The sequence below is a fragment of the Sedimentibacter sp. MB35-C1 genome (genome assembly GCF_030913635.1).
GTDB lineage: Bacteria > Bacillota > Clostridia > Tissierellales > Sedimentibacteraceae > Sedimentibacter.
The window spans coordinates 2503854-2529727 of sequence record NZ_CP133188.1; the positions used below are offsets into that span (position 1 = coordinate 2503854).

Genomic DNA, 25874 nt, shown 5'->3' on the forward strand with positions numbered 1-25874 from the left:
CAGTTATTCTATTTACAGCTCAAGCAGCTGATATTATTACAATATCCCATTATACATATGATTATCTCTGCAAAAAAATATCCTTTGTTTTAAGTCCATTCCGCTTAGCCTGGGTCCGCCAGCCAATGTTTCCCATAACCTTATAAAGAAAACGAGGAAAGTTCGGCGAAGCATAAATATCTTTTCCGCTTCGTTTTTCTGCTGCATTACTTGCAAGCTCCAACAATGCGGCAGATGCATTTTTGCGTGGACCCTTTCCCTTAGGAACATTACCAAGCCCTGCAAGCATGCCACCTGCACCTATGCCAAGACCTTGGCCCCATTTAAGATTTGCTTTTGTACACCAGATTTTCAACATTTCAAGCGCGTGGCGATTCTGATGCCCTTCATAAAATCCACAGTTTACAATTGCATATACAACCGCTTTGGATGAATTATATTTCAAATAATTTTCCATCTCAGTCAGATAATGCAGAAAATGAGATGGAATACTGTCTACATACAGAGGAAATGACAGAACAATGATATCTTGTTCGGACAAAGACTGAAGCAAGACAGAATCCGGTTTTTTGTTTACATTTAGTGAATACTGAACAATTGCATGTTCCTGCATGTAATCCCGCAGCTCATCCAGCAACATGCCTGATGCACTTTTATTTACTTTTGGGCTGCCGTTAATAAATAAAATATTCATTTAAATTCTACCTCCCAATGCTTCAGCCTCTGTCTCAAAACATATATTCTTTATATTACAGTGCAAATTGATAGAGTTAGCCTTTACCAAATCACGAGCAACACATTTTTCTCGTTCGCTGATTGCATTTCCGTAAAAATAAACACTAAGATTGAAATTGTGATTATACCTAGCTCTATGATGAATCTCTCCATTTTTGGTTATAAAGTACGGATGTATGTAAGATATGCTTCTATCCAATACATTTTTTATAAAAGGACTAAAACCTCCGTAAACGCACCGGCTTATCAGGATCAGCTCATCACATTTTGATAAAAATTCACCCATATTCCCGTATTGATCGCGAATAATACATTGGGCAGGGGTTTTAATCCAGCATCCAAAGCATCCTATACACGGATGAATAGATCCGCCCTTTGATATGATACGTACATCCTCCCCATGAGGCAAAATTTTCTGTACTTGCTCAGGGGACAAATCGTGAATAATTAGTCTCATTTTCTTTTCCTTTCTACATAATCATCAAAAATTAATAATTTACTTCAATGAGAAATTAATATGAAGATCAACCCTCTTTAATTTCACAATGTTTACAGTGTCAACAATATTATAGTACGCAATGTTTACTTTGTCAACATTATGTGTTACACTATTTATGTAAAATTTTCTTTTATGAAAGGATGAACTAAATAGTGGCAAATCAAAACTACCATCATGAAAATCTTAAGTCAGAACTTATACGAAAGGGATTGCTGATTCTTGATAAAGAAGGATACGAAAACTTTTCTCTGCGTAAGGTGGCTAAATCCTGCAATGTCAGTCAGACCGCCCCCTATCGGCATTTTAAAAATAAGGATGAATTAATTGCAGCTATTATGGAAGAAGCCATGCGTTCATTCTATGACAGTCTTAATGAAGCTGCATTAAAGTATCCGGATGATCACTCCAAACAGCTTAAAGAAATGGGAATTGCCTACATACGTTTCTTTTCGGAGAATCCGGAATATTTGCATCTGCTTTTTTCAAGCAACATATTTAGCAAAATTAAATTTACTTGCGACAAAAGTGAAAGCTCGGATAATTGTAGCAATGAACATTACAAAAACAGAGATCCTTTTGCTGTTTTTTATAGAGCTGTTGAAAATTATGCCGCCTCTGCAAATAACTATATGGGACAGGATGAGCTTATATTGTACTGTTGGGGATTGGTACACGGAATTTCCGTATTATCCGCCAATAAAGAAAACTCCCCGTTTAATGCCAACTTTTTAGATTTAGCGGAAAAAATCATCTTTAATGAAAAATTTCTTAAATAGCAACCTGCATATCATTTAATTAACCGCATAATTAAATTTAAATTGACACTTTATAGTGTTGAATTTACGGTAAAAAAAGGCCGGGAATCCGGCCGATCATTTGTTTAGTCCTGCTGCATCAGATTATATATTCTTTCCACAAATACAGCAGTTTCTGCTCTTGTTGCCTTTCCCTGAGGATTGTTGCCATATCTTTTAATAATAGTAAAAGAAACATTTAATTTTTAATATTTATTTTAATAAAATTAATTATATAATAAACAAATTTTACGAATATCTACACTACAATTTATTTTTGTAGCATCAAAAATTTTACATTTTAATTTTCTATAAAGTTATAGTTGCGTTTGTTCTGAATAAAATATATTATAATATTATCTTTTATGAAAGAAAGGATAATGTTATGATAATTAGAAAATATGTTTCCAATGATGTTGACAACATGATGGATGTTTGGAAAAAATCAAGCAAAATTGCTCATTCCTTTTTACCTGAAGAACATTTTATAAGTGAAGAAAAAGAAATACGAAATGTATTTTTACCTGTTTCTGATACGCGAGTAGCAGAAATAAATGGCAAAATAGTAGGCTTCATATCAATGGTTGATAATTCAATTGGAGGTTTATTCATCGATCCCGCTCATCAGAGAAAAGGGATAGGAACCGCTTTAGTAAATGTATTCCTAGATAAATTTGATGCCTTGGAAGTTGAAGTATTTGAAAAAAACATGCAGGGACGAAAATTTTATGAGAAAACAGGTTTTGTAATTAAGGATACTTCCATAGAGGAAAGCACAAAAGAAGTAAGCTTGAACCTCTTGCTTAAAACTAAACTTTAAAATTATAGTTGCATGATTTATTAATTCATAGAATGATAAAGAAAATAATGTATATTACGCCTTGCTGTAAGTTTCAAAGCAAGGCGTTTTAAATTATATTACTTATAATTGTTATTTTATTGCTGACACTACCGACTAACTGTGTGGCAGTTTGAAACAACTCTTATGAGATCGCTGAAAACACCGTACGCCGTCTGTTCAATTTCAGGATCATGCTCAACAACAGATATGGTTCCCATTAAATCTGTTGTAATGCTCACAACAGACGTGGTACCGTTTATGCTTGCGTATAACGTACCTTTGGGCACTTCCTGAGGAGCAACAATAGCTGCAATTTTCCCGCCTGTACTTTTTCCTGAGCAAACAAGCTTTATTACATTGCCTCTTTCTTCTGCCTCTTTTATTTTTTCAAGGGTAATTGTTTCAATGCCTTCTCGCTCAACATCCAAAGGGGTAATATTTGCATCCATTAAAACATTTAATAATGCTGCTGTTTTTGCTGCAGCGTCCCACCCTTCAATATCCATGGAAGGATCAGCCTCTACAAAGCCACGCTTTTTCCCTTCCATTATAACATCATCATAATTTTTGCCCTTAGATAATTCTTCTAAAACAAAATTCGTTGTGGAATTTAAAATTCCTCTAACCTCTGTTACCTTGCAAAGTTTAAGTGTTTCATCCACAAGATTGAAAACAGGTGTTCCGTCCATTACTGCCGTTTCATAATAAAACTTTACTCCATGTTCTAAAGCCTTTTCTTTGAGGTTTTTATATGCCCATGCAATAGGTCCCTTATTTGCGCTTATTGCATGCTTTTTTCTTTCTATAGCTGATGCAATGTGTTCTATCGCAGGTTGTCCAGAAAAAATTTTAAGAGGAGTAAGTTCCATAAGAACGTCATAATCTGCGTTTTTCGCTATTTCCATAGAATTCATTACTGAGTAATCTGTATTCTCTTTATTGAATCTGCCAAGTTCACTCATATCCTTTAAAGCTCTTTTTAAATTAATACCGTTGCTATTTAGCAATGAACCTCTGCTTCCTGTAGATATGGCTGCAACTTTTATATTAAATCCATATCTTTCGAATATTTCTTCATGTTTTTCTAAAAGCAGTCTTGCAAATGCCTGACCTACGTTACCAAAGCCAAGGATCGCCAGACTAATATAACATTTTCCCATTTTTATCTCCTTATTATAAATATAATGCATAGTTACGTTTTCATACTATTTTACCATCTATACTAACACTGTTCAATATATAATATTCTTATATATCTTACATGTATTGCAACGCTTCTGACACACCCTTTAAATTTCTGAAAAACCGTCTGCTTATAAACTCAAATTGCATGTGTTATTAACAAACAAAAAAACAGAAAAACTTTCTGTTTTTTATTTAGTATAGATTTAAATAATATTACAAAATTTCAAAGCCAAATACATTCAAAGACTTTAAAACACCGAACAGACTGCTGAGCTTTATATGAACATTTTCTCTGTTTGGTTTAAGACTTTTAGATATATACACATTAATAGAATCTATTTTATATAATTCATACCCTATTTTTTCTTTCGGTTCACCTAACCGTACGCTTGGCAAAGCTACAGATGCTCATGTGCAGCACCTCTTGATTTTTTCAATTGTAGCAGTACCGCCTTTTTCCAGAATATAATCCCTAGCCTTATCCTCGATAATCAACATATCCGAAGCACAGCTCCTTTAAAGAAATTTACTTTATATATACCCTGGAAGAATTAACTTAATCTCAATAGCCTTACAAATTTACATAAAAAACTAACTCATTATTTCCTATTTAAGATATTCATAAACTGCTCACCTGTAATTGTTTCTTCCTGATATAAAAATTCTGCCAGTTCATGAAGCTTTTGTTCATTTTCTTTAAGAACTTTCATAGCTTTTAGATGAGCCTCCTTAATGATTAACAGCACCGCTCTGTCTACTTCCTTGGCTGTTTCCGGTGAACATATAACTTGTGAATTGCCGCCCAAATAATTACCTCTTCCAGTTTCCATAGCCATCATATCAAATTCATCTGTCATGCCATACCTTGTAACCATTGCGCGTGCTATTTTAGTGGCTTGTTCAATATCGTTGGAAGCTCCTGTGGTGCATTCTCCGAAAACAAGTTCCTCTGCAGCTCTGCCAGCACAAAACATTGCAATTTTATTTATTGTCTCTGATCTGTTAATCAAAGTTTTGTCTCTTGTTTCAATCTGCATGGTATACCCAAGAGCACCTGACGTGCGCGGTATTATAGTAATCTTGTGCACAGGAGCACTGTTAGCTTGTACTGCTGCAAGCAATGCATGTCCGATTTCATGATATGATACAATCTTTTTTTCCTCGGAACTTAAAATTTGATTTTTCTTCTGCTCTCCAGCTAATACAACTTCAACAGACTCTTCAAGGTCCAAATGGCTGACAAAATTTCTTCCCATTCTCACTGCCCGAAGTGCGCCTTCATTAACAATATTGGCAAGTTGAGCTCCTGAAGCACCGGCTGTTGCTCTAGCAATTAGATTATAATCAATATCCGGCTCCATTTTGCATTTTTTAGCATGAACTTTTAGTATTGCAACACGCCCCTGCATGTCAGGCAGTTCTACACGAACATGCCTGTCAAAACGTCCAGGCCTTAGAAGTGCAGGATCCAGGATTTCCGGTCTGTTGGTTGCTGCTAAAACTACAACTCCTTTATTTTCTTCAAAGCCGTCCATTTCCGTAAGCAGCTGGTTTAATGTTTGTTCACGCTCTTCATTATTTCCGGCACCGATTCCACGAGCCTTGCCCACAGTATCAATTTCATCTATAAATACGATGCAAGGTGCCTTCTTTGACGCCTTATTAAATAAATCTCGCACTCTTGATGCTCCTCTGCCCACATACATTTCAACAAATTCAGAACCTGAAACAGGGATAAACGGAACATTAGCCTCCCCTGCAACTGCTTTAGCAAGCAGCGTCTTTCCCGTTCCAGGAGGCCCAACCAAAAGTATTCCCTTAGGGCACACGGCCCCGATTTCATTGTATTTCTCCGGATGAGAAAGATAATCAACGATTTCAATCAATGATTCCTTAGCTTCCTCCTGTCCAGCTACATCACAAAAAGTTTTTTTATTTCTAGTTTCTTTATCTTTTGTTTTATTGTTATCTTTTTCTTCATCGGCAAGCTTGTCATTCCCTTTTAACTTGTCATTAAGTTTTATTCCATAATATGTAACCAAAATAATAGGAACCACAAGAATGAGTAGTAAAACAACAAAATAGTCAGATTTATTCAATTCTACCACACCTATATCAATGCCTTTTCCCCTTAAACGATTTATAAGCTCAGTTACATCACTGTATTGTGTTTTGTAATGCTTTGTATTACCATTTGAATCTTTTACAGTATACAAAATGTCATCTTTCAATATTTCCACCACGATTACTTCATCAGCATCAATATAACCTTCAAACTCTTCCTGTGTGGACAAATTAATAACCGGCTTTGCTAAAACCGGAAGAAGCATCCAATTTATGTACATAATAATAAAAATTGATGCAATGTAATAAAAAATAATAAATTCTGATTTATTACTCTTGTTGTTTTCACTCATAATTAGCTCCTGTTACAACTAAATTAACTTTTTGTATAAAATAAAAAGGACCTTAAAAATACATTAGGACCCTTCCTTCGATGAAATCTTTATGTATATTATGAATACAGAAATAAAATTTCTGCATGTTTAAGCTGTTTAATTCCTTTTTTAAATTAATAAAATTACTATCATTTGATGATTGTATACAGCCATCAATTATTTGTCAAGTTATTTAATTAACATTTTTTGCTTTTCAACAAACTTTTAAAATTTAAGGAATGAAAAGTATAAAATCATAAAAAGCAAAACATTATTAGTGATAAGACCAAGCAAATATTATAAAATTGCGGTAAATTTGCTATCATAGCAAAAAACCACAACATTCCTGCTGTGGTTTTTAAAATGTAACATTATACATTCCTACGTAATTAATCCTTCTATCAAAACTAATTCTTCCAAACTTGTGAGAATATACGCAGCCAATTGTCTCCTAATATATCACGTACATTTTCGTCAGAATATCCTAGTTTTAAGAGAGATTCTGTAATTTGGGGAATTTGATTTACTTCAACCTGATGTAATGTGTTACTAATATATCCTCCATCTTCAGGATATTTTTCACGGTTTGTATCTGCCAATCTCACAAATGCATCCATATCATATACATAGTCAAGTCCTATTCCCGCATGTTTAGGTCCTACAAGCTGTACTATGTGATCAATGTTTTTAACATATTGCTCAACCAAATTTTTATCATTGCCTAAAAATAATCCAAAACCGGTTACTCCAAATACCCCTCCATTTCGAGCTATAGCTTTTATTTGATCATCCTTATAGCATCTTTGATGATTAGTTACCGCTGCAACATTGCCGTGGCTTACAACTACCGGTGCTTCAGATGCTTCAATTGTTTCCATGGCAGTACGATATCCTGTATGAGCTACATCTACAATCATTCCTACCTTATTCATCTCTTTTATTAATTTGTATCCAAATTCACTTAATCCTTTGTCGTCTTCTTCATGGCAACCATAGCCCACCCTGTTTTTCGCATTGTAAGCCATAAGCATATGTCTTATTCCTCTATCATAGAAAAATTTAACCATTGATAAATTAGTTCCGATTGGAACTGTTCCTTGAAAATGGAAACCTACCGCCAGCTTGTTTTCTTTTTTAGCACGTTTAATGTCATCAACTTTTTTTACAAAAATTATATCTTTTGACCTGCTTAACACTAGTGCTTTAATCAAAGTAACATTTTTTACAGTTTCCATAGTTTTGTGTAGATCTGATGCCACTGTAATCGAAGCGTAATTGAACCCATTTGCTTTCATTCTGTTAAGTGCATCAAACAAGTTAGAAAATTTACTACCTGGCATTATTGGCAGCGTAGTATCTACAACATAAGCCTGTTCATGTAATAATTCAGCGTCTTTTGAGATGTTCCAACTTTCACACATATAAAATCCCTCCTAATTTATGTATAAATTTGAATAACATTAAGCTCTCAAAATGTTGACCATAAACAAATTAGCATAAAATATGTATAATTTTAAAGCTTGTTCTGCCATAAAAGTGCAACGTGGTCTTGCCTTTTGCTTTTTAATTCTAGTAAAATTTACCACTTAATTGCTTTTCTAAATTATATCTAATATTTCTTCATAAAGCAATGAAAAGATAACAATTCTTTTAACATAATTAATGTCCTCACGCTTGAGGACATTGTATTAATATTATTTTCGTAAATGGTAAATAATTTATTAAATATAGAATTTTCAAGATTCATATTATTTTATTAATATGCAAAGTATAAGCTGATAAATAATTCATTTTAAAATATAAGGAGATTTTTGATGTATTTGATATTGTGTAGCAGTCTACGCTTTTATTCATATAATAAGTTAAAATATTATTTTAGGAGGTTAAATATGGGATTCTGTAATAAAGATAGAGTAGGTGGAATAGGTGGAATTGATTCAAGTCTATTGTTTTTCTTCTTGTTATTGGTAATACTTTATTGCACATGTTGTGGCGGATTTGACTTAGATTAATAATTAATAAATTTGATGCTTAAAGAAAATCGAGTAGGAGGTAATTAATTTAATTACCGTCCTCTCACACCACCGTACGTACCGTTAGGTATACGGCGTAGAATTAACATTTGTATGTGTATATTTTAAGCAAAGACACTAACCCAGCTTTTTCAAGTCTGGTATTCGTCATCGAAGTTGCTAAGATAGGGCTATTGGAAATTTTCCAATACCCTTTTCTTGTATTAGCAAATTCCCATGCTTTTTGTTTAGAAATTCCGAGTTTTTATAGATTATTAAATTTCGTACTCTCTGCCATCATGTATTACTTACTTTTAGAATTTTTTTATAAAATATCTCTTAAAAATTATTTCGTTGAATTATAATTAATTTTGATACAAATAAACTAATATATAAGACTGCATATATCACCTTTTAATACTAACCTCATATATTAATATAAATACTATGTATAAAGGAGATAAAGTAATGTATTATAATCCATATGCCAACATGTTAGCTGAATGCTATATGTTACAGCAACAAATGAATTCAAATATTAGAGTGCTCCATGCAGTTCCAAATGCACCTGCAGTAGATGTTTATGTTGATGATAATATTATTATAAAAAACCTTCCTTATAAAGAATTATCATCATATATATCTGTTCCACCCGGTAATTATAATATTAAAGTTTATCCTACAGGAAGTACAACAAGTCCTGTAATTGATGAAAGCGTCTATGTACCTGAAAAGTCTTTTTATACCATAGCTGCTATTGGTGAACTGCCTAATATTAGCTTATATCCGGTACAAGAACCAACGTCCGCCAATAAATTTGGCTTGTCATGTGTAAGATTTATCCATCTATCTCCAAATGCGCCTGCTGTGGATATAAAATTGCCTAATAATACGATTGTTTTTAGCAATGTACCATACAAGGGCATAGCTAATTATACTTGTGTTCCATCAGGAACATATACGTTTAGAGTAACCCCAACTGGAACAAATGATGTTGTTTTAACTGTTCCTAATGTTATATTAAACCCAAATACTTTCTATACTATTTATGCAGTTGGATTAGTAGGAGAAACTCCAGAATTAGATGCATTATTGGTTACTGAACCAAGATAAATTTCTAAAAAAGTTGCTCAAAAAGATTCGAGCAACTTTTTTTATTTATAGTAATTAATCAATCTTACAGTCTGAAAAATTACCCCAATTTTCAACTGTATTATACATTGGGTCAGTTGATTAGAAGCAAATTAAAAATTCGCCCACAATCAAAAAACTCTTTAAATTTGAAGAGTTTTTAATATTTTCCATAATTTTCTATGGAGGCGGGCCTCGAGGTGCAAATCCACGAAATATATATTTCTTTTTTATTGATATTTAATGATCTACTTTGAAAAATTTAACAATATTGCAAAGTTTCTATATCATTTTAATGGAGGTTTAATTAAATTGTTTAATCCATTAGTCAACATACTTGTAGAAAATTTAATGAACAATATCAACCTCAAATGTAAAAAGGAAATTTACGAAATTGTATCAAACTCTAAATAATCTAATAACGCATTTACCCTTTTAATATGATTCAAAGAAATAATATATATCTAAAAGGTGTTTTGTAAGCGTCAAACAGGTTCTTTCCAATTTTAGTTGATTTCCCTCACCTGTCTACTTGACAAAGGGCAATACATTAGGATGTATTTTTTACCATAGTGGCTATAGAATTGATTCCTCCCACCATCCAAATACTACTCTGCCTGAAGCAAGAATAGTCGGTTTTTCTGGGTTGGATAAAAATGCTGTAAGAGAGCCACCCGGTGGTAATATATATCTTCCATATACTTCCTCTTCAATAGTAATGCCGGCTAAACGATAATTGCCGAACACAAAAAAACCACCAGAAGGAAACCCTTTTGCAGATACTCCAAACTGCATTTTGGCTTTTGCCTGAGGCAGAGGATTAATGGCTGTATTTACAGGTGTAATGAAATTAGATTCTTGAATTATGCCTGGCGGCGTACTGTTAAACCAAATCTGTACTCTATATGGGGTTGGAACTACATCGCTGACTCTCCACGTATTAACATATAAATTAACCCCGGAATTATCAGGATTGTATAACCTTGCCCATCCATTTGCAGCCTCTCCAAACTTAATATCAATGGCAGTGCCGACGAAATACTTACCTTCCATCGATTTGGCTGTAGCTAATGGTATGTCAACGAAGTATTTAAATGTATCTTCATCATTAACAGGCGGCTGAACTGATGCTGTTGATGGAACATAGCTATTATTCGAAGAAGTATATAAAGGATTATTAATTTCATTGGGATATGTGTAAAAATTAGCTGGTTGCCATGGTATTTGATTATACATAGGATTATTCATAATTACCCTGCCTTTTAATAGTTTTTTATTAATTATATGTAAATAGTGTGCTAATTATATGTAAATAGTATGTTAATTGTTAAATTTTAATAATGATAAGTGCATAAGACGGTGTTTCGTAAAAAAATATCCTAACAGTAATATGTGTACTATTAGCCTGTTAATCGAGTAGGAGGTAATTAATTCGTGACAGAAATGGAAAATTTTCACCCTAAGGCAATAGGTAAATACAAAACTAAAACAGATGACATAGAAAATCGGATCATTGCAATGTATGCAAAAGGAATGAGCAATAGAGATATTGAAGATCATTTGAAGGATATCTACGGTGTAGAAGCATCTGCAAGTCTGATTAGTCGTATTACAGATAAGATACTACCGGCAGTGATGGAGTGGCAATCAAGACCATTAGATAACATTTATCCTATTGTATTTTAAAAAGCCGACCTAAAGGGAATATAAAACACAGCAATATTTAATTATAAAATCGTGAAACCCTTTGATTTCTACCTATTTCTTCTCTATCAACACAACACACAGAACATGTATTGTTCCAGGAAACATGTATATTTCTATTTGTTATAGCTTTTTACAAAAAAACCACGACATATTCTGTCGTGGTTTTAAAAATGGAGGCGGACCGCAAAGTGAAAATCCACGAATCCTACTCCATTTAAATTAGATTATCAAGTTATTCACTAATAAATAATATAATTTAAATTATATATATTATAAACAATTACTAATATTTTTCATAATGATTAAAAAAATTACATATATCGTACTTTTGATGGAATGTTGGATTGTCTCAATAAATCACCAAAGTGACTTGTTATTCCCACATCTCCAATTAATTCAATGCCAATATTTTTATCACCTAAATTTACTATTACCTTTCTTAAAGCATCCAATCCGTTTTTTACATAAAACTCTTGATAGTATTCTGGATTTCCTTTGACAATTGTATGATTATTTCCACTAACCCTTAGTTGATTTAATTGTACTACCCATACATCTTTTCCATCATAAACCCATTCTATCGAAACTTCACCTAAATAATTATGATAGCTTCTAATTTTATTATTTAATTTTTTTACTTCGTTGATAACTTCTTTAGGTAATTTTTGAGTACTCTCACTTCCAACCATAAATGAGTCCCCTTTGCCCATGACCCCTTCAATTATATCATCAATTCTATTTTTCTTAATAATTGAGCCTCCTGAGAAAATAGGTTTTACTGCTTCTTGAGAAAGAATAGAAGCAATATTCACATCATTATCGCCTTTTACTTCTTCAAGATTCATAAGTTTAAAAGGGTCAATCCAACTATCACCTGTATAATACTTACCTGGTTCCTTAATTATAGGACAAGTTCTTATCCATTTTTCATATAACCCGGTTTCTTTTCCAAATATAAATGGAGCAATATTTCGAGAAATAACAGTTGTTCTTGGTACTCGTAATCCCAATATATCTGCAATGAGTAGTCCAAAAACCTTATCTCCAATAAATCGAGAAAAATTGTTAGGCCAGGTAATTATACTATCATTACTTATTTCATTATAGTATTCATATTCCCATATAATCGTATGTTCTTTATTTACACCTTGTCTATTAGGATGAACGCTAAATTCTATTCTATAATTTGGGTCAAAATTAACATCAGGTTTAAATCCGTAAACTTTTTCTAAAATTTCGTAGCCAATTTCCCTTGGTAATCTACAAACTCCTTCTTTGTCTACACATTTTGGTGTGTCTTTTGGTGAAAATTCAATAGTATTACCTAAAACTACTCCTGATATGCCGCCATCATTTATATCTATATTTTCATTTATTATAGAGCACTTACCTTCTAATCTATTATTTTTAAGAATATCTAATATTTCTTCTATATTCTCAATTTTTTTATTACTAATTAATTTATTTCCCTTCATGACATGTGGGCTATAACTTCTTATATTCACAGAATTAGATTTTGAAGAATTAATTAATTTTTCTATAAGTTCCTTATTAGTACAATTATTATAAGTATAATTATTTATGTATACAAATCTTGGCATACCTTCCTCATTACAACCAAAACTAATGAATTGAGCTATGTTACCATAATTATTTTCTATAATGTAACTTAGCTTTTCATCTTTCATTATTACTCTATTATTCATATAATCACCTGTGAAATTTATTTTATAAACTAGTATTGGTAATAACTACCTATTGAATTCAAATTTAAAAATATTTCTTCCGCATACCTATCAGTCATGCTAGCAATATAATCTGCAACTATTCGTTTTATATTTTTGTCATTTATTTTTTCTTGTATATTCAAAGGAAGTATTTTAGGATTACGTGTAAACTCCTCATATAATGACTTAACTATTTTTATTGCTTTAGCATCTGATCTTTCAACTTCTGGGCTACCTATATAGTATTGATTTAATATATCTCTTAGCTTTGAATAAAAGTTATTATATTCTTCCTCAAAATTAATAATAAGTCCAAATTGAAAAGCATTTTTTTTAATTCTTTTTATTTCTTTTTTTCTTTCATTAATCAAGTTGTTTAAGACCTTTATATCTTTTTCATCTATTGAATTTTTTATCTTCTTTTCAATTTCTGCAATCTTATTTTCAACAGAAGTTATACCTAGTTCATTTTCTTTCTTTTTAATTCTTTTCTTAGTCTCTTTAATTATTGTATCTTGATTAGATTCATAATCACACATTTCCAAATTATTAATGTTATTAATACTTGCTTTTACTAAATTATATAATACATTTCTAATTAAATCTCTTGTTTTAAAATTACTAATATTTTCCTTAATTTGTTCACTTTTTTTACCTTCTGTTATAAGACTTGATAATACACTTTTCAAATCATATTCTAAACTAGAATATCTTTTTTTGGCGTTTTCATAAATGTTTGTATGATAGAAATCTTCAAAATCATGTGTTAAATATGCAAGCTTATCTGCCCAATAAACTACTTGAGATTCTAAGCTTCCAGGATTTTCTGGATTATAACGGCTACAATCGTATTGTTCTATATTATAATTACCAGCATATACATCTGTATCATGTTTCAAAATTCCTTCACATACTAATGGTGACAACTCTATTTTTTTGCTACTTAAATATCTTACACTCTGTACTGCATGTGAAAAGCCACCATTTTTAAATAATTTATCATTTAAAAATCTTTCGGCAGCATGTCCAAAAGGAGTATGTCCTATGTCATGTCCTAATGCAATTGCAGACACCAAGTCTCTATTTAAGCTTAATGCATCTGCTATACTAATAGAAATTTGTTCAACTTCTAATGTATGTGTTAATCTAGTTCTATGGTCACCATTTTTAGTAGCTGCTATCACCTGAGTTTTATCTTGAAGTCTCCTAAATCCACCAGTATATAATATTCTATCTCTTTGCCTCCTAAATTCTGTTCTATTTGTTTCATCAACTGGCAAATTTAACTCATGTTTTATACCCCACTCTGATATATAATTATTTTCTCTATCTTCTAGCTCTACACTTTTTACAATATGATTAATATTTTTAGTCATATTCTACACCTCAAACAATATATTTTATAAGTACTTTTACTATTAAAATTGATATTTTCATGTATCGTTAAATGGTAAAAAACAGCTTTAAACAATCAGTTTTTAGAGAAGATAACTTTTCTAATTATATCAACTCCTATGTTTCAATACAAGTAATAGGTTAAACTATTACAAATCTTTCAGTAATTTTATTAACCGAAAACATGCTCTATTTGCCTTAGCATATTTAATTAATTCTTCTTTAATATCATTTGGTATTTATGTCTTTTCTAATTTCCATGTTATGTAAGCATACCAAGATTCTAATTCATCGCCAACATAGTATGCTACATTTCCTAAAGATTCGGCTATAGTAAAGAAAATGAAGGTGGCATTTTTTTAAGTTTATAATTTCTAAAATGTCTATTAGAACTTGTAATTTAATATCATGCGCTTTAAACGCTCCTCTTGGAAGTGCACGATTACTTAATTTTTCGAATACATTTTGAAGATAAATCAAAAAAGGTAATCTTGATTGCCTTTAATCGTTTGGACGAAATAAAGATACATAATCTTCACTGATTATTACAACATTGTCAGGAATCGTTATCACTCCGTTAATGTGATAAATAGGAATTAAGTTCTTTACCTTTAAAAAAACATTCATGTGGTCCTAAAGATAAACATTGACCTATAAAGATACTTCTGATAGATTTGTATATAAGTCTCTGTTGCATAAACATTAGTTAATTCAGCAATAGTATTTTTGAATAATACTATACCATCATACAGAAACTTTACTTAACAATATCATTATTTGAATAATTTGTCAAATCTTGTAATTTCTAAGATAGTGTCAAGTTGCTTTCGGAAAATAAAAACAATAAATTCCCTTAGTAAAATTAAGCACCACGAATAGACTTAAGAAATTCACTCATTTGCGTTCTTTTGCCTATATTAATAATTTCTAAATTATCAAGTGTTTCATTTATTGAAACATTTAATTTCTTTTTCACTACACGCTTATCAAGCTCTTTGATTTTTCTTTCTTTAAACTCTGATTGTTTCTTAAGTTTCATTAAGTCATAAACCTTGCCACCATTCTTCTTGTAAACCCGTAATCTAGCCATTTGGTCAGCTCCAACTCCACTCCAACCCATAGGCCTAGAACTAAGTCTATTCGATAGAATATGACTCACATGCCCTTCTGCACTGCAGCCAACATAATCTAGGTTGTATTGATTTCTTATTCCTTCCCAGTTATTCATAATATATCTGCGTGATTCAAGTACTGAATTTCTTTTCGTTACGTTTTCTGTACAATCTAATATTTCTTCAAATAAATCACTTACCCATTCTTTCTTTCCTTTATTTACGTATCCCCACATTACAGGTGTTGTATAGGGTATATGTGCTGTAGCTTGTTTTATATATTTTGATAAATGGAATCTATCTAACACATAGATACTTTTGTCTATCCAATTTAAGCCCTCTTTTATCCAATTAGCGCCATCTCCTGATAAATACACCCTTTCTATTTTATCTGTATCATAATATTTGTATATGTAGTCAGCTACTTCTAACCAAAGCTGTTCATTATTATTGTTATATAATCCTGTAAAATATCTTGGATTTATTAGAGCATTTCTATTTTTACCTTCGTTTTTTAACCCTTCATGTACATAAATCAATTTCATCTGTTTGTTAGTTCCATCTTGCATTGCTACATGATCTTCATCCGCTTCTACATACAGAAGTTTCGCTTCCAATTTTTTATTTGTCTTCTTTTTATAAACCGTCTTTTCTACAGCACTATTTTCTATTTCATCTAGTTTTCTTATGTTGTTCATAACGGTTTGATTGCTAAACTCTTGATCTGGAACGCTATTCCTTCCACTTTTACTGTATGAAACATCTATTGCGCTTTCAATAAGCTGGGATTGAAGCATCATATCCATTCTTTCATGTACTTCTATTCCTAAGAAATCATCTGAAAGATATTTGTATTCTCCTGTTTTTTTATTCTTGTAATAGGTCCTCTTATATTTTACATCTCCAAATATTGTGCTATATGTTTTTTCCATGTTCCTTTTTTCAACATACCACTCTCTTTTTTGCTTCCCCGTTTGTCGTATGCTTTCTTCGCATGCATCAAACAAAACTTTTATTAATTTTACTCCTACATCATTTAGTGTGCGCTTTGTATTTTCAATGTATTCTGGTATCTTATCAGTTCCGGTTAATACATTTTCTAAATTTTTTATTGTTTCTTCAGTGATTTTTTTTGCAATATAGTGTATAATGGTTTCCATAGAATAGTCCTTCCTTCTGTTAGATTTTGCGTGATACTTAATCTTAACATAAAGGGCTATTCTTTTCTTGTTTTTTCCTACAGTAATTTTACACTAAGAATTTCTAAAATAGCTTTTCTTAATGAAACTTTTCCTTTGCCTACAACTTCCTTCACTTTAAACCACATGACGTACACCCTTGGCCATATTTAATGGTATCTACAACCAAGCCCCATACACCGCTAAGCTGCCAACCATGTTGGAACGCAAAAAATCACGACATTTCTGTCGTGATTTTTAAAATGGAGGCGTACCGCAAAGTGCAAATCCACTAAAAACATCATAATTAATTCAAATATTTGCTTTAATAATTATATTAGATTTCTAATACATTTATTTAATTATTTATTATTTTATTTCTATATATTGCTCTATCTATATGACATAGTAAATATCTAAAGTTATGCTCAGACTTATCTTTAATAATTAAAGAATTCAAAATTTTAAATATTGCGAATTCATTTTTTCTAATAAAGTCATCTGAAAGGTGAGTCATAACTTTTACAATTTCTTTACTGTAATCTTTTATAAAAAAATGCGGTTCAATAACATTGGCTATATTAGAATTCAACAATTGCAATATTACATATCTAATTACAGAACTCATTTGGTTACTCTGTAATCCATTCTCTTCAACAAAATTATTAGCGTATTCATTTAGTCTTCTTTTTGTTAATTTACTGTTGAAGTTAACTTTTAGCTCTTTCCCGATAAAAATTTTATAATCAAATTTATCATCTAAGAGATTTTTATAAAATCTTGATTCATCATTCTTAACATAACTCATTAATTCTTCAAAAGTTAAATTAGCTAAGAACTTATAAAAAGGTACTATATTATTTCTCCTATAATTTAATAAATCCTTTTCAATATAATAGGGTAATTTATCTGATTGTAAAAATGCTTTACACAAATTTTCATTATTACAGAAGGCAATACGTTTCTCTGTTGAAAATGTTAAGCCAACAAACTCACTTACTTCGTCAAAATCATTTATATTCTCTAAATCTCTTACATTTACATCTAAAAGTTTAGGGTTATATTCTTGACTAGCAATTAGTTCATATAAATTTGACTTTAAAAATTTTAAAAATTTTATTGGTAATTTTTTTATGCTAATATCGCTAATAGCACTATAAAGTTTGCTATAATCAGATAAAACAAATGAATTTATATCCATATAATGGCCTTCATTAAGATTTATTCTAACTGTAGTTTTTTTATTCTGATCGCCTTGCTGAATGAACCAAATTCTACTTTTTAGTTCTTCTACTTTTTCAGGTGACAACATTTCGAAAATCGTTGATAATATACTTATTATATTCCTGTCACTTATACTATATCCCATAAAGATTATTGGGTACTCAAGAAATAGAGTTAATAACTTGGCATTTAAGTACTTATTCTTATAAAAGAAATTGTTGTAATCCTTTTCAGTTATAACAATACTGTTCGGACTACTTGCACATCCATGTATTTTATAAATCTCACCTACTCCGTCCAAAACACTTCCGAGTAAAGAATCTTGTCCAATTAGCACTGAATATTCATTGCCATAAATATTCTCTAATAATCTATCATAATTAGTAGTAATTATAGCTGCTGGCCTAGTATTCTTAAATTCAATTATTTCAGTATTATTGTCTAATTTATCAATATTCTCAATTAAATATTTTTCAATAATATTAGAGATTTTTTTTCTAAAATAGTATGGCTTATTACCACCATCTTCAATTTCATCATCGTTAAGCTTATCAAAATATATATCCTCTAGTTCTTGAGCTAACTGTTCATTATTGACAACATTGCTACTGTCTGTATATTTTTGAACTAGTTTTGTAAAATTAATATCTCTATCCTCTACAACTTCTTTTAATAAACCAATCCAATTAGGACTATTTATATATCTTCTCGAAATACCTGAACCTATAAAAAATATTGGTGCAATTCCTACTGTTTTCAACTTACTTTGCATTTCTTTAAACATACATACACACCCCTACATCACTTTAAATAACACACATATTTTTAGCTTTAATTTTTTTCTTATTAAGTTATTAACATTCGATTTTAATTAATTATATCATATTTCCCTTTTGTTGTGGTTTTTTATTTTCATATACAATAAAGAACCACAACATTTATATTGTGGTCCTTTGTCGTGGTTTTAAAAATGGAGGCGGTGGGAGTCGAACCCACGTCCGAAAATATTTCCACAAGACTTTCTCCGAGTGCAGACGATACTTTTTATTTCGCCTCAGCTATTGCCTATCGTCAGGCCATAACATCGGCTATCTTCGATTGTTCAACACCAGGTCGAAGAACCCCTGATGCAGTTCCCTGCTTCAGATGATGCCCCAACTCAGACTGCAGGTCGTCTAAGTGGGACAAGCAAGCAGCTTACGCTGCGAATGCTAAATTATTATTTTCTTTTGCGTTTATATTTTGTTGCCACTTTTTGCGTTGTTTGGCGACAACGACTCGCTTATCTTCCTTCTATACCCCCGTCGAAACCATTTACGCCCCCGAAATATTAATAATCGTCGCGCCTTTGCATGCGGCGTTCGGCATCTTTTTTGGCTATGTCCTGACGTTTATCATAGTTTTTCTTACCTTTTGCAACTGCCATTTCCATTTTAACAAGGCCGTTTTTAAGATACAAACTCAACGGTATAAGTGAATATCCCTTCAATGTTATCAGCCCTATAAGCTTTCTTATTTCTCTTTTGTTTAAAAGCAGCTTTCTGGGTCTAAGGGGATTCACATTGTAAATGTTACCTTTTTCATAGGGACTTATATGCATGTTATAAACATAGGCTTCACCATCTTTTATGTTTACATAACTATCCTTTAAGTTAACTTTACCCTGTCTTATTGATTTAACTTCTGTTCCCACAAGAACAATTCCAGCTTCATACTTATCTTCTACAAAATATTCATGATATGCTTTTTTGTTGCTTGCAATTTTTTTTGTATTTACAGCCATTTAATCACCTACCGTAGAGTGTAGGATGATTATAGCATTAAATTTTTAATCTGTCAAATGTCAGATTTTTTATTAATTATGCATATATTATGTTTTTATGCATCTTTTAGTAAAAGGTGTGCCGGGATAGCCTTCCGACCATCCCTTATTATTATATCTCACAATCCTTAAATTATTATTAAATTCAGTTTCCTATTCCCGTAAGCTCATTTTCATCATATTCAAAATCATCTTCGCTAAATTCATCAATAAACGCAAAGTCAATTTCTGCTCTCGGAATGCTTACATTTTCAACTCTTATTTTTACATCGTCGCCAATTTTATATGTTTTTCTGCTTGCTTGACCGAATAATTCTCTTCTTTCGTCATTAAAAATATAGAAGTCATCTGTCATATTTGATATATGTACAAGACCTTCAACTGAATTTTCAAGTTCTACAAATAATCCAAAGCTTGTTACTCCGGATACAGTTCCTTCATACTCATTTCCTATTTTGTCAGACATATACTCCGCTATTTTAATTTTATCTACATCTCTTTCTACTTCATCAGCAATTCTTTCCATGGTAGATGACTGCTCTGCAACAGCTGCTGTTCTATCAGTAAGTCTCTGATAATCCTGTTCTGTAAATTTGCCATTTAGTTGCCCTTTTATAATACGGTGTATCTGTAAATCAGGGTATCTTCTGATAGGAGAAGTAAAATGGCAGTAGTATTGTGCTGCCAACCCAAAGTGCTGTGAGCTTTTCGATGAATATATAGCCTTCTTTAATGACCTAAGCATCATATTATTTATTAGATTTTCTTCTTTTTTTCCTTTAATTTTTGCGAGAAGCTGCTGCAACTCTTTCGGATGAATTTCGTTGTTCACTCCCTTCAGAGTATAGCCAAGATTATGAATAAGTGTGTTGAATTCAAACATTTTGACCTCATCCGGTTCCTCATGTATCCTATACACAAACGGCATATTCATCCAGTAATAATGCTCTGCAACAGTTTCATTGCATACCAGCATAAATTCTTCGATTACTTTATTAGATACACGCCTTTCATACTTCGTTACATCAACAGCCTTTCCTTTTTCATCTGTAACAATTTTTGTTTCCGGAAATTCAAAGTCTATTGCTCCTCTTGTTTCTCTTTTCTTTCTCAGTATAAGGCTTAATTCTTCCATTGTTTTCAGCATAGGTACTATTTCCTTATACTTAAGGCTAAGTTTTTCATCATTGTTTTCCAGAATTTCCGATACGTCAGTATACGTCATGCGATAATGATTTTTTATTATGCTTTCATATATTTTATAATCAACTACGTTGCCCTTGCCGTTAATAGTCATATCTACAGAAAGAGCAAGCTTATCTTCATTGGGATTAAGGCTGCACACTCCATTTGATAATTCTTTTGGAAGCATTGGAATAACTCTATTTACAAGATAAATGCTCGTTCCTCTTTTTAAGGCTTCTTTATCCATCTTTCGGTCTTCCTTAACGTAGTGAGTTACATCCGCTATGTGTACCCCAAGTTTGTATTCATCATCGCTAATTTTAACTGCGTAAACACCATCATCCAAGTCTTTTGCATCTTCACCGTCAATTGTAATAATGTTAAGCGTTCTTAAATCGGCTCTTCTTTTGTATTCCTGCTGGTGAATTCCTTCTGCGGATACTCTTACAGCTTCCTTTATAACATCTTCTGGAAATGTCTGTCTTACTTTTTTGTTTAAAAGTACAGCTTCTATATGTGTATCCGTATCCCCTATATTTCCAATTATATCAACAATTTTACCTTCAGGATTTTTTCTTTCGTGAGGCCATTCAGTTATTATTACATTTACCTTGTCGTTGGTATTTGCTCCGTTAAACTCTTCTCTAGGTATGAAAATATCATATGCAATTCGCTTATCATCTGCAACCACAAAACCAAAGTGTCTGCTTTTTTGAAACGTTCCTATAACATAGCTGTTAGCCCTTTGTATGATTCGTATAACTTTTCCTTCTGGACTTTTTACCTCTTCAGTTGTTTTCATAGGCCTTACTATGACTCTGTCCCCGTGCATGGCACCGTTCATGTCAGCAGGGGAAATAAATATGTCGTTTATTTTGTCGTCATCAGGTCTTAGGAATGCAAATCCTTTTTGATTTCCATCCAACGTTCCTATAATCAAGTTCATTTTTTCCGGCAAACCATATCTGTTAGATCTGGTAAAAATTACTCTGCCTTCACTTTCTAATTCGTTAAGTGTCTTTAACACTTCTTTTTTCATGCTGCTCTCAATTTTAAACACACGCATGAGCTCGCTTAATGTTAAAGGCTTGTAAGCTTCCTCTCTCATAAATTCCAAAATTTTTTCTTTAAAGTTCATCTACTGCTCTCCTTAAAACGGGCGGGTAACCCCGCCCATACTATGCTTTTCTATTTATGTTTACCGCTGCTTCCCATCTTATTCAACAAATCAATATCGTAAGAAATAATATTTGATTTTCTTTGTTCATGCTGGATTTCAGCAAATTTAAGTATTCTTGAAACCAGTTCTGTAAATGAGATTCCTATTCCTTCCCACAGATAAAATGCAATTGAGCCGGGTATAGTATTAATTTCATTCACATATATATTGTTACCGTCATATAAAAAATCTATTCTTGCATCTCCGCAGCAATCAATGGATCTGAAAGCTTCTTTAGCATATTTTTTAATATCCTCCTCAACTTCCTTTTCAATATCTGCGGGAATCCTTCTTTTTGACTCCGATGCATCCTTCTTTTTATTAACATACTTATCTTCATATGTAAGGAATTCTTCCCATCCTACAGGCTCCTCACACAAGGAAGCTGTAAGATCATTCTCAAATCCCATGACAGCACAGTTTATTTCTCTCACGTTTTCGACACATTTTTCCACTATTACCTTTCTGTCGTATGACATGGCTACCTGAATTGAAAAAAGCAGCTCATCATAGTTCTTAGCTTTGCTTATGCCAACGCTTGAACCTAAGTTGGCCGGTTTTACTATCATGGGATATCCAATCTTCTCGCATTCAGTCAAAATATTTTCTTTATCTTCCTCAAAACTGCTTCTGTAAAACCATGTATAATCCACTACAGGAAGGTTGTTGCTTTCAAATACTTTTTTCATAATAACTTTATCCATTCCCACAGCAGAACTTAACACCGAACCGAATGCACACGGAACATCATTCATCTGAAATAATCCGTGAAGAGCTCCGTCCTCAACATTTGTTCCATGAACAGCAGGAAACACAATATCAATTTCATATGTACTATATTTTTTCCCGAAAAGCCCCTGCCTTATGTCAGGATGAGGATAAAGAACTAATTTATTGTTCTTAAATCCCGGCAATATTTCATAAGCATCATCAAATTTTTTTACTTTATAATTGTTTATATTATGGAGACTGTTTCCAACATACCAGCTTCCATCCTTTTGAATGTATATTATCCTTGGTTCATAAAGTGTTTTGTCTATGTTATCTAAAACCTGTAATCCTGTAATTATTGAAACCTCGTGTTCTACTGTCCTTCCTCCAATAATAATACCTACTGATTTTTTCATATATACCTCCATTGCTTAATGCTCATTGTATGTGTCCGGCAAATCATTTTCAAATAAAACAACGTCGCCTGCCCTAGTTAATGTTTTCAGCACTTCAGTAGCTTCGCTCAACGAATTAACCACATACAAATCATCTTCATTGAACGCTTTTTTCTTCAGCCCTCTCTGTATGGCTTCCGTTCTTTTTTTACCTATTAAAATAACGGCGTCACAGGTTATTGCAATATTTTCTCCAAATTTCTCATTTTCCTGTTCTTCTACCTCTCCCAGTTCAACCATTCCTGGTGTAACAATGATTTTTCTTCTTTCTGCAAATGAATCTAAAACTTCTAATGCAGCTTTAGCTCCGTCAGGATTTGAGTTGAATGCATCATCAATAACAATTGCGCCGGTTCCCGGATCAATTAGCTGAAGCCTGTGCTCAACGCTTTCAATCTTGCTTATCCCTCTTGCTATTTCATCAAGAGTGAGCCCTAAAACTTTAGCAACAGAAGCACCCGCAAGAATATTCAAAATATTATGCTCTCCCAGCAACTTTGTTTCACACTCTACTGTTCCCATATCCTTTATACACAGAGTAAATTTTGAACCGGTGCTTCCTACCTTAATGTCGGTTGCAAACAAATCTGTATCTTCGATATTTTTAATTCCGTAGCATATTTTTTCTTTAAATGTCTTATCAGCAAGCTTTTTCACATAATCATTATCATAGTTAAATATTGCAATTCCGTCATCAGGGAGCCTTTCAATGAGCTCATACTTAGTCCTCATAATGTTGTCTATTGATTTAAATGTCTCAAGATGGCACGGCCCTATTGAGGTTAAAATTCCTATCTTAGGATTGGTTAAAGCAGCAACTTCATCAATATCACCTATTTTCGTTGCTCCTAGCTCTGCAATAAAAATCTCGTATTCATCAGTTAACTTGCTGTTTATTATTTTGCTTATCCCCATGGGGGTATTGTAGCTTTCAGGAGTATTTAAAACTGAATACTTTTCTTTAAGTATCGATGCCGCAGCAAACTTTGTGCTTGTTTTTCCATAACTCCCGGTAATACCTATGGATGTAATGTTTTTCATTTCTTTGATTTTATCAGAGGCTTGATTATAGAATTTTTTATTTATATTTTTCTCTATTGGTACGGCTATATAGTTAGCCCCCAATACATAATATGCGCTGAACAAGTATACTATTGCCAAAATTCCCGACCAAAGTGGAAAATATCTCACAATATTACCGGAAATAAAATATATAATTCCGATTAAAATTAAAAAATCAACCACCGTGAGGGATACAGCAATCAAAATGAGCCTTTTTGCCCTGTTTGTCATGACAAGAGGTTTTTTTGCTTCATCCTTCTTCTTTGTATTTATTATCAAGAATACTGAAGTAATCAGTGAAGCTGCCATTGCATAAGGGGACAGGTTTCTTTCTTCTGCTCCTGTTGCGGCCAGCATAAAAAACAACGTATTAATAATCATTATTATTGAATAAATTCTATCGTTTTTCGTAAATATTTTATCCTTATGTGCTGACATCCAATCTATGTACTTCTGGTTCTTATATCCTTCAATCTGAAGCATGTGCAAATTAAACTTCAATTTAATAAAACAAAGCATCAGCCAGCATGCCGAAAACAAAAAAATTAATGTCTGCATTTTTTCACTCCCATTATTTGAATTCGTCTTTTAAAAAAACGTTAATTACTGCCTTAAAACGGTCATAACAATCAATATATGAATAATGTCCTGCGCCCTCCAAAACTACTAATCCACTGTCAGCAATCCTGTCTTCCATCAATTTTCCCATATAAATCGGTGTGTCTTCATCATTTTCCCCCCATATAAGCAATGTAGGAGCATTTATTGAAGGAAGTACATTAATAAGGTTGTCATTAATAACCTTAACCATGGTCTGCCTCATAATACCATGGGCTGATTTATAATCCTCGGATCCAAATCTTTTATAAAACTTTTCAGCTCTTTGCTCTTTTGAATCACCAGCAGAAAATATCATATATAACTTCTTTAATAATTTGAATGAATAAACTTTTACATAATAGTTTAGCTTCCTTTTCGGTATTATGCCTGCGCTGTCAATGAGTATTAACTTCTTAACTAAATCATATTTTCCAGCTAGAATTATTGATATTCTTCCTCCGTGAGAATGTCCGAATAAAATAATTTCACTTAGCTGAAGCTTATCAATAAATTTTTTTATACATTCTGCATAATTGTAGGAATTCCATGGAGTATCAGGAATACCACTTTCCCCAAAGCCTGGCAGATCCAACGCAATTACTCTGCATTTATCCTTTAAAAAATTTGCAATAGGATTCATCGTCTGAATGCTCCCGCCCCATCCGTGAAGAAGCAATACAGTTTTTCCGCTTCCTTCGTCTATATAGTTAATTTTTATGCCGTCAATATCAACATGCATTATCCGATAATCAATCCTTCCCATAAGTCTTTGTAGCGCACAATACTGATACCTACTTAACCTAATTATTTTCATTACATTATTTAAAATTATTACTACTATT

20 protein-coding genes, 1 other RNA gene and 1 pseudogene are annotated in these 25874 nt (G+C 32.2%); 5 read left to right on the forward strand and 17 right to left on the reverse strand.

Translation table 11 applies throughout. The features are described from left to right. Nucleotides 1–61: 61 nt before the first annotated feature. Together RBQ61_RS12000 and RBQ61_RS12005 are read right to left on the reverse strand one after the other, a co-directional pair. On the reverse strand, nucleotides 62–694 hold the full coding sequence (locus tag RBQ61_RS12000; protein ID WP_308137550.1) for a hypothetical protein: 633 nt from the start codon (nucleotides 692–694) through the stop codon (nucleotides 62–64). Further along, the gene (locus tag RBQ61_RS12005; RefSeq protein WP_308137551.1) at nucleotides 695–1192 is read right to left on the reverse strand and encodes a flavodoxin family protein; all 498 of its coding nucleotides are present in this window, start codon (nucleotides 1190–1192) and stop codon (nucleotides 695–697) included. Nucleotides 1193–1386: 194 nt separating this feature from the next. Between RBQ61_RS12005 and RBQ61_RS12010 the strand changes: the two genes are divergently transcribed. After that, nucleotides 1387–2010, forward strand: coding sequence for a TetR/AcrR family transcriptional regulator (locus RBQ61_RS12010; RefSeq protein ID WP_308137552.1), 624 nt, complete (start codon nucleotides 1387–1389; stop codon nucleotides 2008–2010). Between the two features lie 403 nt (nucleotides 2011–2413). Next, a complete protein-coding gene (locus RBQ61_RS12015) occupies nucleotides 2414–2848 on the forward strand; it encodes a GNAT family N-acetyltransferase (RefSeq protein WP_308137553.1) in 435 nt (144 codons plus the stop codon). Between the two features lie 128 nt (nucleotides 2849–2976). Here the strand turns inward: RBQ61_RS12015 and RBQ61_RS12020 are convergent, their stop codons facing one another. From RBQ61_RS12020 to RBQ61_RS12035, 4 genes are all read right to left on the reverse strand, one after another. Further along, nucleotides 2977–4029: a homoserine dehydrogenase gene (locus tag RBQ61_RS12020; RefSeq protein ID WP_308137554.1), complete on the reverse strand. Its 1053-nt coding sequence runs from the start codon at nucleotides 4027–4029 to the stop codon at nucleotides 2977–2979. 238 nt (nucleotides 4030–4267) lie between these two features. Beyond that, a complete protein-coding gene (locus RBQ61_RS12025; protein WP_308137555.1) occupies nucleotides 4268–4450 on the reverse strand; it encodes a hypothetical protein in 183 nt (60 codons plus the stop codon). 203 nt (nucleotides 4451–4653) lie between these two features. Next, on the reverse strand, nucleotides 4654–6471 hold the full coding sequence (gene ftsH / locus RBQ61_RS12030) for an ATP-dependent zinc metalloprotease FtsH (RefSeq protein WP_308137556.1): 1818 nt from the start codon (nucleotides 6469–6471) through the stop codon (nucleotides 4654–4656). A gap of 428 nt (nucleotides 6472–6899) precedes the next feature. Further along, a complete protein-coding gene (locus RBQ61_RS12035) occupies nucleotides 6900–7913 on the reverse strand; it encodes a dipeptidase (RefSeq protein WP_308137557.1) in 1014 nt (337 codons plus the stop codon). A gap of 468 nt (nucleotides 7914–8381) precedes the next feature. Between RBQ61_RS12035 and RBQ61_RS12040 the strand changes: the two genes are divergently transcribed. Continuing rightward, nucleotides 8382–8504 (forward strand): hypothetical protein, encoded by a 123-nt coding sequence (locus RBQ61_RS12040; protein WP_308137558.1) that lies wholly within the window; start codon nucleotides 8382–8384, stop codon nucleotides 8502–8504. A 468-nt stretch (nucleotides 8505–8972) separates the two neighbouring features. Then, a complete protein-coding gene (locus tag RBQ61_RS12045) occupies nucleotides 8973–9617 on the forward strand; it encodes a DUF4397 domain-containing protein (RefSeq protein WP_308137559.1) in 645 nt (214 codons plus the stop codon). Nucleotides 9618–10211: 594 nt separating this feature from the next. Here the strand turns inward: RBQ61_RS12045 and RBQ61_RS12050 are convergent. Continuing rightward, nucleotides 10212–10883: a DUF6143 family protein gene (locus RBQ61_RS12050; RefSeq protein WP_308137560.1), complete on the reverse strand. Its 672-nt coding sequence runs from the start codon at nucleotides 10881–10883 to the stop codon at nucleotides 10212–10214. A gap of 185 nt (nucleotides 10884–11068) precedes the next feature. Between RBQ61_RS12050 and RBQ61_RS12055 the strand changes: the two are divergent. Next, nucleotides 11069–11318: pseudogene (locus RBQ61_RS12055) on the forward strand (transposase); the annotation flags it as partial. Between the two features lie 335 nt (nucleotides 11319–11653). Here the strand turns inward: RBQ61_RS12055 and RBQ61_RS12060 are convergent. From RBQ61_RS12060 to RBQ61_RS12105, 10 genes are all read right to left on the reverse strand, one after another. Further along, nucleotides 11654–13048, reverse strand: coding sequence for a hypothetical protein (locus RBQ61_RS12060; RefSeq protein WP_308137561.1), 1395 nt, complete (start codon nucleotides 13046–13048; stop codon nucleotides 11654–11656). A 29-nt stretch (nucleotides 13049–13077) separates the two neighbouring features. After that, the gene (gene dgt, locus RBQ61_RS12065) at nucleotides 13078–14445 is read right to left on the reverse strand and encodes a dGTP triphosphohydrolase (protein ID WP_308137562.1); all 1368 of its coding nucleotides are present in this window, start codon (nucleotides 14443–14445) and stop codon (nucleotides 13078–13080) included. A gap of 881 nt (nucleotides 14446–15326) precedes the next feature. Further along, entirely contained in the window at nucleotides 15327–16736 is a 1410-nt protein-coding gene (locus RBQ61_RS12070) for an ISLre2 family transposase (protein WP_308137563.1), read from the reverse strand. Nucleotides 16737–17112: 376 nt separating this feature from the next. Further along, nucleotides 17113–18762: an SIR2 family protein gene (locus tag RBQ61_RS12075; protein WP_308137564.1), complete on the reverse strand. Its 1650-nt coding sequence runs from the start codon at nucleotides 18760–18762 to the stop codon at nucleotides 17113–17115. A 184-nt stretch (nucleotides 18763–18946) separates the two neighbouring features. Continuing rightward, nucleotides 18947–19302, reverse strand: a transfer-messenger RNA (tmRNA) gene (ssrA, locus tag RBQ61_RS12080). Nucleotides 19303–19308: 6 nt separating this feature from the next. After that, complete coding sequence (gene smpB, locus RBQ61_RS12085) at nucleotides 19309–19761, reverse strand: SsrA-binding protein SmpB (RefSeq protein ID WP_308137565.1); 453 nt, start codon at nucleotides 19759–19761, stop codon at nucleotides 19309–19311. A gap of 184 nt (nucleotides 19762–19945) precedes the next feature. Then, the gene (rnr, locus tag RBQ61_RS12090) at nucleotides 19946–22123 is read right to left on the reverse strand and encodes a ribonuclease R (protein ID WP_308137566.1); all 2178 of its coding nucleotides are present in this window, start codon (nucleotides 22121–22123) and stop codon (nucleotides 19946–19948) included. A 50-nt stretch (nucleotides 22124–22173) separates the two neighbouring features. Next, complete coding sequence (locus RBQ61_RS12095; protein WP_308137567.1) at nucleotides 22174–23331, reverse strand: D-alanine--D-alanine ligase family protein; 1158 nt, start codon at nucleotides 23329–23331, stop codon at nucleotides 22174–22176. Between the two features lie 15 nt (nucleotides 23332–23346). After that, a complete protein-coding gene (gene murF, locus RBQ61_RS12100) occupies nucleotides 23347–24990 on the reverse strand; it encodes a UDP-N-acetylmuramoyl-tripeptide--D-alanyl-D-alanine ligase (RefSeq protein ID WP_308137568.1) in 1644 nt (547 codons plus the stop codon). Between the two features lie 13 nt (nucleotides 24991–25003). After that, entirely contained in the window at nucleotides 25004–25795 is a 792-nt protein-coding gene (locus tag RBQ61_RS12105; RefSeq protein WP_308137569.1) for an alpha/beta fold hydrolase, read from the reverse strand. Nucleotides 25796–25874 lie beyond the last annotated feature (79 nt).

Coding starts and splice junctions, on each gene's coding strand:
- RBQ61_RS12035 (WP_308137557.1), bottom strand. CDS start 7,913: ATGTGTGAAAGTTGGAACATCTCAAAAGACGCTGAATTATTACATGAA.
- RBQ61_RS12075 (WP_308137564.1), bottom strand. CDS start 18,762: ATGTTTAAAGAAATGCAAAGTAAGTTGAAAACAGTAGGAATTGCACCA.
- rnr (WP_308137566.1), bottom strand. CDS start 22,123: ATGAACTTTAAAGAAAAAATTTTGGAATTTATGAGAGAGGAAGCTTAC.
- RBQ61_RS12105 (WP_308137569.1), bottom strand. CDS start 25,795: ATGGGAAGGATTGATTATCGGATAATGCATGTTGATATTGACGGCATA.
- RBQ61_RS12015 (WP_308137553.1), top strand. CDS start 2,414: ATGATAATTAGAAAATATGTTTCCAATGATGTTGACAACATGATGGAT.
- dgt (WP_308137562.1), bottom strand. CDS start 14,445: ATGACTAAAAATATTAATCATATTGTAAAAAGTGTAGAGCTAGAAGAT.
- ftsH (WP_308137556.1), bottom strand. CDS start 6,471: ATGAGTGAAAACAACAAGAGTAATAAATCAGAATTTATTATTTTTTAT.
- smpB (WP_308137565.1), bottom strand. CDS start 19,761: ATGGCTGTAAATACAAAAAAAATTGCAAGCAACAAAAAAGCATATCAT.
- RBQ61_RS12045 (WP_308137559.1), top strand. CDS start 8,973: ATGTATTATAATCCATATGCCAACATGTTAGCTGAATGCTATATGTTA.
- RBQ61_RS12020 (WP_308137554.1), bottom strand. CDS start 4,029: ATGGGAAAATGTTATATTAGTCTGGCGATCCTTGGCTTTGGTAACGTA.
- RBQ61_RS12040 (WP_308137558.1), top strand. CDS start 8,382: ATGGGATTCTGTAATAAAGATAGAGTAGGTGGAATAGGTGGAATTGAT.
- RBQ61_RS12095 (WP_308137567.1), bottom strand. CDS start 23,331: ATGAAAAAATCAGTAGGTATTATTATTGGAGGAAGGACAGTAGAACAC.
- murF (WP_308137568.1), bottom strand. CDS start 24,990: ATGCAGACATTAATTTTTTTGTTTTCGGCATGCTGGCTGATGCTTTGT.
- RBQ61_RS12060 (WP_308137561.1), bottom strand. CDS start 13,048: ATGAATAATAGAGTAATAATGAAAGATGAAAAGCTAAGTTACATTATA.
- RBQ61_RS12050 (WP_308137560.1), bottom strand. CDS start 10,883: ATGAATAATCCTATGTATAATCAAATACCATGGCAACCAGCTAATTTT.
- RBQ61_RS12070 (WP_308137563.1), bottom strand. CDS start 16,736: ATGGAAACCATTATACACTATATTGCAAAAAAAATCACTGAAGAAACA.
- RBQ61_RS12005 (WP_308137551.1), bottom strand. CDS start 1,192: ATGAGACTAATTATTCACGATTTGTCCCCTGAGCAAGTACAGAAAATT.
- RBQ61_RS12000 (WP_308137550.1), bottom strand. CDS start 694: ATGAATATTTTATTTATTAACGGCAGCCCAAAAGTAAATAAAAGTGCA.